This window comes from bacterium (genome assembly GCA_024228115.1).
GTDB lineage: Bacteria > Myxococcota_A > UBA9160 > UBA9160 > UBA6930.
Window position 1 is genome coordinate 1 of record JAAETT010000049.1, and the last position, 10391, is coordinate 10391.

7 protein-coding genes are annotated in these 10391 nt (G+C 64.6%); 1 reads left to right on the forward strand and 6 read right to left on the reverse strand.

Annotated features, from left to right (window positions below; genetic code table 11):
* The first annotated feature begins 213 nt into the window (after positions 1-213).
* Entirely contained in the window at positions 214-2088 is a 1875-nt protein-coding gene (locus GY937_01705; protein ID MCP5055418.1) for a DUF3604 domain-containing protein, read from the forward strand.
* A 25-nt stretch (positions 2089-2113) separates the two neighbouring features.
* Here the strand turns inward: GY937_01705 and GY937_01710 are convergent, their stop codons facing one another.
* From GY937_01710 to GY937_01735, 6 genes are all read right to left on the reverse strand, one after another.
* The gene (locus tag GY937_01710; protein MCP5055419.1) at positions 2114-2863 is read right to left on the reverse strand and encodes an SDR family oxidoreductase; all 750 of its coding nucleotides are present in this window, start codon (positions 2861-2863) and stop codon (positions 2114-2116) included.
* A gap of 4 nt (positions 2864-2867) precedes the next feature.
* Entirely contained in the window at positions 2868-4049 is a 1182-nt protein-coding gene (locus tag GY937_01715; protein ID MCP5055420.1) for a sulfotransferase, read from the reverse strand.
* A 56-nt stretch (positions 4050-4105) separates the two neighbouring features.
* Positions 4106-5071: an SDR family NAD(P)-dependent oxidoreductase gene (locus GY937_01720; GenBank protein ID MCP5055421.1), complete on the reverse strand. Its 966-nt coding sequence runs from the start codon at positions 5069-5071 to the stop codon at positions 4106-4108.
* Between the two features lie 59 nt (positions 5072-5130).
* A complete protein-coding gene (locus tag GY937_01725; protein MCP5055422.1) occupies positions 5131-7002 on the reverse strand; it encodes a hypothetical protein in 1872 nt (623 codons plus the stop codon).
* 176 nt (positions 7003-7178) lie between these two features.
* On the reverse strand, positions 7179-7835 hold the full coding sequence (locus GY937_01730; protein ID MCP5055423.1) for a glutathione S-transferase family protein: 657 nt from the start codon (positions 7833-7835) through the stop codon (positions 7179-7181).
* An 88-nt stretch (positions 7836-7923) separates the two neighbouring features.
* Positions 7924-9897 carry a hypothetical protein gene (locus tag GY937_01735; GenBank protein MCP5055424.1) on the reverse strand — a complete coding sequence of 658 codons (1974 nt, stop codon included), beginning with the start codon at positions 9895-9897 and terminating at the stop codon, positions 7924-7926.
* Positions 9898-10391: the final 494 nt, after the last annotated feature.

Genomic DNA, 10391 nt, shown 5'->3' on the forward strand with positions numbered 1-10391 from the left:
CCGTCAAGTCAATCCGATACCGCTTCTTCGACATACGGGCCCCATGAATCGGCCCGCGACACGGCGAGAACCGATTGGCTGCGGGGGACGCAGTGCTTAGCATGACAACACTTCCGCCTTTGGTCGATACAAGGGACTAGTTCGTCGCGGAGTGAAGTGCCCCGGAGAACGGCGTACGATGCGATGTCCGCATTCATGCCGGGGGGAAGAATCATGCGTCTCTGGGTCAGCGTCTTCATCATCAGCCTGCTCGCCACACCGCTACTGGCAGAGCCGGACCCGGCTGCTTCCCAGCAGAATCAGCTCTTCTGGGGCGATACCCATCTCCACACGAACAACTCCTTCGACGCGTTCCTGAATCGCAACATGACCGCGGATCCGGCCACGGCCTATCGCTACGCCAAGGGCCTGCCGGTGATCCACCCCTTCCACCGGGCCCGGGTGCAGATCGAAACGCCGCTCGACTTCCTCGTGATCGCCGACCATGCGGAGTATCTGGGCGTGATCCGCCACATCGTGGAGAAGGGCATTCCGAGAGAGGGACTCGGCCTGATCGACCGACTCCGCTCCGCGATCGGAGAGCGGCGGGTCCGGGGCGCGATCGAGAAGGACGAAGGCGGGGCGTTCTTCACCTCGCTCCTGCCGGACACGCAGGACGTCGAGACCGCTGCGGCCAATCCCCCGAATGCAGCGATCCCGAACTACGAGATCATGCAGCGAACGACCTGGCAAGAAGCCATCCAACTGGCCGACGCCCACAACCAGCCCGGTAGGTTCACGGCCTTGATCGGCTGGGAATGGAGTTCCATCCCGGCAGGCGCGAACCTGCACCGGGTCGTCTTCACCAGCAGCGATGCCAGCGTGGCCTCCCAGTACCAGCCCTGGAGTTCAGCCGACAGCATGTACCCGGAGGATCTCTGGGCCTGGCTCGACGAAACCTCGAAGCAGACCGGAGCCGAGTTCGTCGCGATCCCGCACAACTCGAATATATCCAAGGGCTACATGTTCGGCGAAACCTCGCTGCGCGGGGAGCCGATCGGCCCTGAGTATGCGCAGACCCGCGCGCGTTGGGAGCCGGTCGTCGAGGCGACCCAGATCAAAGGCGATTCGGAGACCCATCCCAGTGTCTCGCCGGACGATCCCTTTGCCGATTTCGAGACGTACACGCACTACATCCAGCAGAACCCGCCCCCCTACGAGCCGGGCGCAGGCGACTACGTGCGCAGCGCACTCCTTCGGGGGCTCGCCATCGAAGAGAAGATCGGCTTCAACCCCTACCGCTTCGGGCTGATCGGATCGACCGATGCGCACACCGGTATCCCCTCCGCGGAAGAGCCGAACTTCTGGGGGAAGATGGCTCGGGATTCGATTCCCGAGAACAAGCAGGGGGGCTGGCGGGCCGATGGCGGCCCGACCGGGTGGACGATGTCCGCCTCGGGCCTGGCCGCGGTGTGGGCACCGGAGAACACACGTGACGCGCTGCTCGAGGCATTCCGACGCAAGGAAGTGTATGCCACGACGGGCCCGCGCATCATGGTGCGGGTGTTCGGAGGCTGGAGCTACGGCGCGGCGGACGCGGAGGCGCCCCAATTGGCCGAGGTCGGCTACGCCGGCGGCGTCCCGATGGGTGCCGATCTTCGCGCACGCGAAGGCGGTGGCGCGCCGCGCTTCCTGGTCCATGCAGCGAAGGACCCGAAGAGCGCCCACCTGGATCGGGTGCAGATGGTGAAAGGCTGGATCGATTCGGCAGGCGCGACCCACGAGCGCGTTCACGATCTCGTCTGGTCCGGGGATCGTGTCGCGAACGCCTCGGGCAGCGTGCCCGCCGTGGGCAACACCGTGGATGCGGAGACGGGGACCTACACCAACGACCTCGGGGCACCGGTTCTCTCCACGGTCTGGGAAGACCCGGACTTCGACCCGTCCCAGAACGCATTCTACTACGTCCGCGTGCTCGAGATCCCGACGCCCCGCCACTCCGTCGGCGACGCCCTGGCTCTCGGTCTGGACGCGAAGACGATCGAAGGGCCGTGGTGGATCCAGGAGCGCGCCTACACCTCGCCGATCTGGTACCGGGGCGCTCCCTGAGGGGGTGACTGCTGCTCCAGAAGCCTCAGGAGGCCGAATAGCCTCCGTCCACATTCCATGTCTGCCCGGTGACGAAGCTCGCTGCTTCGCTGCAAAGGAACAAGACGGTCGGTGCCACATCCTCGGGCTGTCCCCAGCGGCCGAGCGGCGTGCGATCGAGTTGGGGTTTCTCAAGGGCTTCGACCCCCTTCATCACTTCGGTCATGTTCGTGAGAACGATGCCCGGAGCCACGGCATTGACTCGGATTCCCTCCTTCGCCCACGCGACGCCCAGGTTCTTGGTCATCTGTACCACGCCAGCCTTCGCGGCGGCGTAGCCGGGAACCATCGGAACAGCGAAGAAGGCGGACATCGAAGCGAGATTCACCACGCTTCCGCCGCCCGCAAGAGTGCTGGCCGAAAGCTTCTCCTTGCTGGCAAGCGAGAGCCGGTAGGCCGCGAAGAGGTTGATCGCCACGCTCTCCTCGAAGACGTCCGGAATCGCCTCGTTCCTGCCGCCCGGGAAGCTCGCACCCGCGTTGTTCACCAACACGTCCAAGGTGGGCAGCTCTTCAGCCAGCCGGTCCAGCCCCTCGGAGTCAGTCGCCTGAAGCGGCAGATAGCGAAACGCCGAGAGGTCGTGCTCGTAGTCCGTGGCCTTGTCACGAGTCCCCGTGATCGTGACGTCGGCGCCGGCCGTCACGAATGCCCGCGCAATACCAGCACCGATACCGTTCGAGCCACCGGTGACCAGGACCGATGCCCCAGAGAAATCGAAGCGCATACTCGATACCAACCGCTCAGCCCTCCACTCGCACGGGGAACCGCTCGTAGTAGAACGCGAAGCGCTCTCGCAGCTCTCCCGGATCCACACCGAAATCTGCCTTCAAGTCGTACGCGATTCTCCCGTGCTTTCCGCGCGGGTTCGCTTCCATATAGGCCCGCAGCTGAGCCTCGGATGCGGGCGTCTTCTCCAGATCCGCAAGCTGGTAGATCCGGTCCACGGTCGCGAGGTCGTCCTGCATGAACTCATCGAAGAGAATGTCGAGGCTCTGGCTCTCGGGTACGAGCTCGCGATCCAGAACGCATCGACGAAGCAGATGTTCGATGCGATCGATCCAATAGGCCGCTGTGGCCTCGGGATCGACACGCTTGCAGCGAATCCGATCGCCGTAGCAGATCATGGTGATGGCCGAAGCGATGACCGAGACCGGATCCCGGTGGGTAAAGGCGACGGTGGCATCCGGGAACGTGTCGATCAACGGACCGAGCTGCTCCAGATGCTGGGGTGACTTCAAGATCCAGCGGTTCGGGCCCCGTTGGAACTGGAGAATCTGGAGCGCCCTCTTCAGGTAGGCGTAGTGCGGCCTCTGATCGTGAGCGTAGTAGTAGTCGCGCCAACGCGGGATCGTGGCGATCCACTCGATCGTGTAGGTCGAGAAATCCGGGCCTTGAAGCTCGATCTCCTCGTGCACATGATCAGGCGCCATGTCGTGCATGTTCTTCAACAACGGCATGAGTCGGGATTGCATCTCGTGGCCCTCGATGCACCGCTGCCGACGCGTATCGGCTTCACCACGCGCCGGCACGGGCTCGAGGCTCTCCCAGTAGGGCATCGAGCGCAGCCGTCGATCTGCTGCGATCAGATTCAGCAGATGGGTCGTCCCGGAGCGCGGCAGGCCCACCACGATGATCGGGCGCTCGATCTCCAGATCGAGGACATCCGGGTTCCGCGTGACGAAATCCTCCATGCGCAGACGAGCCGACGCATAACGAACACAATCCCGGTAGGCGCCCACACGCCCCACCCCACTGAGGGTCTCGTCAGCGTCCAGGCTCTCGAGCCATAGATCGAGGCGCTCCTCGAAATCCGGCGAACCGAAATCCGAGAGGCCTGTTCTCTTTTCTGCCTCGGCGAGCACCCGTTCGCGCCGAAACACGACTTCGATCTTCTCGGCTCCCTCACGCACGGCCCGCTGCATCGGCGTGAGCACGGGGCTCGCAAGATCCTCGATGCGAATCGCCGGGGGGCGGTCGCTCACTGACCGATTTGCCAATCCGTGGTCGCCAGGAACTTCTCCATGAAGGAAGGTTCGTACGCCTCTTCCGGGTTCTCTCGAACGAGCTGGTCGAGATTGGCTGCATCCTCACCCACGAGGATGCGCCACTGCCCCTTTCGCACGCCGTCCAGGATGACGCGCGCCGCCTCGGCCGCGGTCATGGGCGCGTTGTCCCGGAACTCTTCCGCGCGCTGCTGCAGGGCCTGGCGGATCTGGTCGTTCGTGACGCCTGCGGCCTCGAATCCCATGCGCGCCATCTGCTCTCGCGCTTCCTGCAGGTCGTCGTCAGACATCTCCTTCGGATCATGACCGAGGATCTTCCCCGAGTTGATCACGATCGACGTGCCGATATGGCCCGGCATGACCAACGAGACCTTGAGGTGAGGCGCATTCAGCCGGAAATCGTTGACGAGAGCCTCGGTGAACCCCTTCACCGCGAATTTTGCTGCGCTATAGGCCGTGTGCGCAGTGAGCGGGCCAAGAGAAGCCCAGAATCCGTTCACGCTGCTGGTATTGATGAGATGTCCTTCGTCACTCGCCAACAACAGGGGCAGGAAGGTGCGAGTACCCAGGTAGACGCCCTTCCAACAAACGTCGAAGGTCTTCTCCCACTCTTCCCGATCGGCGAGGATGAGGCTGCCTGCACCTCCGATCCCCGCGTTGTTGAAGACGAGGTGGACGCAATCCGTCTCGTGCTCGGAAACGACCGCATTCCGGAAGGCCACCAGCTGATCTTCACAGGAGACATCGGCCTGATGGGTCGTGATACGAGTACCCGCCGGAGCGTTCTCCTCGCATAGAGCCTTCGTCCGCGCCATCGTTTCTTCCGCCACATCGCACATCGCAACGCGGCAGCCCTCTCCGGCAAGCTGGATCGCAAGCTCGCGGCCCATCCCCGTTCCGCCACCGGTGATCACCGCAATCCTGTCTTCGAAATGATCCATCGAACCCTCCTCGGCCGGCGAGGGTAGCCCGATTCGGAACCCTCCGCGGCGTGGAGGTGCTATTCGACGGCGGGGGATCGCCCGAAGGAGCCAGGCCGGTAGCGGAAGGCCACGTGCTGCGACTTGGGCTCGACTCCCTCGAATAGCGCGACCTGCTCGAACCACTCCGTGTGATCCAACATCGCCCGGGCCTCCGGGCGGCGTCGCCTCGAGAGCACGGGGCGATTGAAAGTCACGAAAAGAGGCAAGCCTTCCCGATCGGCCCGGCGCATGAGTTCACGAACGGCTTCTGCGGTTGGCAGATCGACGGAACGAGGGTCGTAGAACAACGGCGGTCCGTAGACAGCACCCGTCAAGATTTGCTCTTGCTCCGGAGCGTGGACATCCGGGTTCGGACGGACCGCGAGAACCATGTCCTTGGTGGGCTGAAGCGCACGCGTGCGCACGAGTTCACGCATCGGCTGGGTCACCATGGCGAAGGCGATGAGCCATCCCACGGCCACGACCGCGCCGGCTTTGCGCCCCTTCGGGCCGAATGCGGCCGGAAATGTCAGGCCTGCCCCGATCAGCATGGCGACCGCCGGCAGGCCATGAATCAAGTACCAGGGGTAGAGATGGTCGCCGCGAATCGCGGCCAGGAGGATGGTGAGCGGAGCCGGGATCACCAGCGTGACCAGCGCCGCGACCGCCGGACTGCCGCGCCGGGCCATGCGAACTCCGCCGATGAGGATGGCCGCTGCCATCACGGCCAACATGAGAACGGTCGCCAGGTGGTTTCCAGCGAGCTGGTCCTGCAGGGAGGCGAACCCGTCTCGAGCGTTCCGCCACGGCATGCCGGTGACGAGATAGCTGCCGACACCGCTCAACAGACGCGCGTTCACCTCGCCCTTCCAGACATCGGAATAGGGAAGGAACTGCATCATGTTCGGCAGGTTCATCTGCAACCACGCCAGGCCCGCCAACGCGTTGGCGGCAAGGTACCGCGTTGGTTGAATTGCCCGGATCTCCTTGGGTGCGCGAAGCAGCTCCACGAAGACGAAGAGATTCACCACCACGAGCACGAAGAGTGCGCCGGGATACGTCCAGAGAAGCAGCATCTCGACCGCACCGAACACCATCCACCGCTTCCAGCTGCCGCGTTCCAACACCCTCAGCGCGGCGATCACGAGTGCAGGAAGCAGCGCAAGCAGAAAGGCGTAGCCCCGGACTTCAGCGGCGTAGCGGAGGTACCAGGGATGGAGGGCGAGAATCCACGCCGCCGCGAGGCCTGCCAGGGGGAGTCCCGTTCGCCAGAGCAGCCACGCCAGTGTGCCGAGGCCCGCCAGGGCGGCGACCAATGCGGGCAGACGCACGACGACCTCGTTCACCCTTTCATCGCTGGGGCGAACGACGGCGGACCAGCCCTCGTGGGCGATCCGTGCAACCACGGAGTACGGGACATGATTGTTGGGCTTGCGGTAGTAGAAGAACGTGTCCTTCCATCCGATGCCCGGGTACTCGAGGTTTCCGTTCTCCTCCAGGACGTACTGCCCCGCGATGGAACGGACGACCATGTACTTCTCGTCTTCCCAAAGAGAATGGGAAAGACGTGGTGCCGCCGCGAAGGCCAACCCCGCCATGGCCAGGAGCACGCCCACGACGAGCCAGCGAGGAGGGTGCAAGCCGGGCGGAGAGTAAACCGGCAGCTCGGACACCTCCGAGGGGCCCCGCCAACGACGCCATGTCGCCAGAACGAAAGAAACTGCGACCAGATTGACCAGGGCCATCCACCAGGTGTACGTGGTCGCATAGTCCTGCGGACGAACACGCTTGCCCGCAGCCTCACGCTCGGCAACGCCGTCGGTAAACGGGTTGCCCTCAAACACCAGCGTGAGAAGCAGCACGACCCATACGCCCCGCAACAGCCAGACGACGGCAGGCAAGTGGGCCATGGCTGGCAGACGAGACTCGGGCAGGGCGAAATCCTTCCAAGCTCGGGGTCACCAAGCTCGAGACGAGCGGGAGGAGCGTTACGTTCCTGGATGAGGATCCGATGATGCCTCACCCCAGGGACACGCTAGCGAGATCCTCAGCCGAGCAGAAGGCCGCCCGGCTACCGCCGAAGGACTCAGCCCGCCAGCGCCGCCCCGCTGAAGGCGGTCATCTCCGCGAATTCATCCCGGATCGATGGACGCTCTCCGCAGCGCTGCATCCAGGCCGCCAGATGAACGTGTTCTTGCGAGGGAGGTACGCCCATGCTCGCGGCGGCCCCGAGGAACACCCTCACGCCGATATCCGCGATGCTGAATGTTTCGCCGCAGAACCATGTGCGGCCCGTGAGCTCTTTATCGAGCATCGCGTGGTGGTGGGCGAGCGCGGCTCGTGCGGATTCCAATCGGCCGGCGTCCCGGCCCTCTGGCGGTGCCGGGTAGAAGGCTTCTTCGATGACGTCCCACACCACGGGAAAGAGGATCTCGTCCGCCCACGCTTCGAGTTGTCGCGCCCTGGCGCGGCCGCCAGGATCATCGGGCAGCAGCGGAGTGCCGGGATGGGTCTCCTCGAGATGGACCAGGATGAGTGTCGAGTCGTAGACCACGACGTCGCTGTCCACGAGCACAGGCACCTGCCCGCTTGGGTTCAGAGCCGCCACCTCCGGATGGTGCGGCAGATATCGATCCCTGGGATTCCAATCCACCTCGATGCGTTCGTAGGCCAGACCCTTCTCTGCAAGAGCGATCCGGACCTTGGCGGTGAAGAGGCTGAGCGGGCCCGAATAGAGCTTCATGAAGATCTCCCGGCGTGCTCATCGAACGTGCCCGACCCGTCGCGCCGCGGACAGGGCCACTCCGCCCGAATCCACTGGGACCAATCTCTCAGGGGCCTTCGGGCTCCACACCGAAGATCGTGCATGCACGCGCCAGGGCCGCTCCGCTGCCAAAGGCAAGCAGACGATCGCCCCCACGCAGCCGGAAATCAGGAGATGGATTCGCCGTCGTCGTTCCATCGCGATCAACGGCCAGCACGCTGATCCCCGTTCGCGCGCGAAGATCCAGCTCGACCAGAGAACGCTCCAATTCGAAACCGTCCGGTAGCTCGATCCATTCGCTCGATACCTGTTCCAACAACTCCTTCAGCCAGGGATCGAGAGCCAGGGCCGCCGGCTGGCGTAGCTGGGAGTAACCTTCGGTCCGAAGCTCGGTGCAGAAGCGTTCCACCGATCCCCTAGGGATCTCGAGTTCGTAGAGGGTCTTGGCCACGAGGTCGATCGTTCCCTCGAGTTCTTCGGCCACCACTTTGTGCGCACCGGCGGTTTCGAGCTCGTCGATTTCGAGCAGATATCGCGTTCGAGCGAGGACGACGACCTGTGGCGTGAGCTCGTGAGCCCGGCTCACGACCTGGCGTGTGGCGATCGGATCATTCACAGCGACGACGAGGAGGCGAGCGCGATCGAGCTTCAGCTGCTCGAGCAGGCCCATCCGCGTCGCATCGCCCCAGATGACGTTCGCGCCACCCCTGCGAGCTTCCGCGGCCGCGACCGGGTTGGCCTCCACTGCCGCGAACGGAACGCCAACGGCCTCGAGCACCCGGCCGACGTTTCTCCCGGCCAGGCCGAAACCCACGATGATGGCGTGGTCGCGAAGTTCAGCCGTGGTATCGACCTCTTCGGGAGAGGGTGCCGACGTTCGCGCAATTCGCGTAGCGAGTCTTTCTCCCGAGCGAATCAACAGCGGCGTGGCGATCAAGCTGATCACCGACGCTGCCACGAAAGCCTGGGTCAGCCCCGGATCCAGCAGTTCGGCCTCGCTGGCCACCTGAACGAGAACGAACGAGAACTCGCCGGTCTGGGCCAACGCCACACCCGCGAGCACGCCGATTCGGGCGCCCGTTCGCATGACCGAGCTGACAGAGATGGCCGTGATCGTGCCCTTCAGGAGGATGGCGGCGGCAACCAGCAGGAAGACGGTCGGAGCCTGCGTCCACGCCACTTCGAAATCGAGCAGCATCCCGATCGCCGTGAAGAAGACGCCGAGCAGCAGACCACGTACGGGCAGCACTTCCGAAATCAGCTGCGGCCCCCAGGGTGAACTCGAGAGCACGAGGCCAGCCAAGAAGGCGCCGACCGCCAGGGTCAGGCCAAGCCCCTCCGCCGCAAGCGCACCACCGATCACCGCCAGGATCGCGACGAGCGTGAAGACCTCCCGGGAGCGAACCGCCGCAGCGCCGGCGAGCAGACGAGGCAGCACGAAACGCGCAACGACGTAGAAGGCCGCCACCGCGACCATTGCGAGGAGCACGGCCTCGAAGACGGGCCACGCTCGGATCGGGCCGTCCGCCGCGAGAATCGGAATCGCCAGCAAGAACGGGACGATGCAGAGATCCTGAACCAGAAGAATCGAAACCGCGACCCGACCATGGGGAGCATGGATCTCACCGCGCTCGCTGAGCATGCGAATGACCAGCGCCGTGCTCGACATCGCAACCAGCGCGCCTAACACGAGAGCCGTTCGTGCCGGCAGGCCGAACAAGCTGGCCAGGAAACTGACGACCAGGAGTGTGCCCCCCACCTGAAGCACGCCTGCGGCCACCCCGGTACGCAGGAGGCTCCGAACCCGCTCGAGCGGTAGTTCGAGGCCGATCTCGAACAGCAGGAAGACCACCCCGAACTCGGCGATGACCCGCACGTCCTCGGGATCCGCGGCCAGCGCCAGCCCCCCTGGGCCAGCGATCGCGCCCATGACGAGGAAGCCGGCAATGGAAGGAAGCCCGAGCCGCTCGAACAAGGCGGCGCCCGCTGCCGCGAACACCAGCAGCACCACCAGGTCGTAGAGTAATGCTGACTCGTGCACGCCCCGAACTTAGGGGACACTCGTCGATGCCTCCCGTCGTAAACTCCGCTTCGCTTCTCGTGCGGAGCTCTCGAGTCGCCGGGGCTGGGCACAGGCCGGGCGGAATGGCTCGGCCGGGAATCGGGTGGCCGCGTAGAGAGCTGAACAGGGTGTTGCCCTTCGCGGCTTCCGCCGCAGGGCAACCGACGCGCACGCCAACCGGTTCCTATGCCTGCGCTTTATTTCCGCCCGACCTGCACCCAGCCCCGGCGAAGCGAACCCGGTTGCTAGCGCGGCTAGTCGCGGGGCGGGGGGCGGCCAGCAAGGAAATAAAGCGCAGGCATCTCGTCTGTTCGGCGTGTGCAAGTTCGCTAGTGTAGACGCTCACTCAGAAGCGTAGAAATCTGATCATTTGGCCGGGGGGCGACGCAGCCCGCCGTTCCGGATTCCGATTCAGATCTTCCGGGTCGAAAGGTCCTTGACCCAGGGCGAACGCCCTCCCGGCTCGACCGGAG

Bases quoted from the DNA above. Each gene is read 5' to 3' on its own strand.
- GY937_01705 (MCP5055418.1), top strand. From the start codon at position 214: ATGCGTCTCTGGGTCAGCGTCTTCATCATCAGCCTGCTCGCCACACCG.
- GY937_01715 (MCP5055420.1), bottom strand. From the start codon at position 4,049: ATGCAGCGGGCCGTGCGTGAGGGAGCCGAGAAGATCGAAGTCGTGTTT.
- GY937_01720 (MCP5055421.1), bottom strand. From the start codon at position 5,071: ATGGATCATTTCGAAGACAGGATTGCGGTGATCACCGGTGGCGGAACG.
- GY937_01725 (MCP5055422.1), bottom strand. From the start codon at position 7,002: ATGGCCCACTTGCCTGCCGTCGTCTGGCTGTTGCGGGGCGTATGGGTC.
- GY937_01730 (MCP5055423.1), bottom strand. From the start codon at position 7,835: ATGAAGCTCTATTCGGGCCCGCTCAGCCTCTTCACCGCCAAGGTCCGG.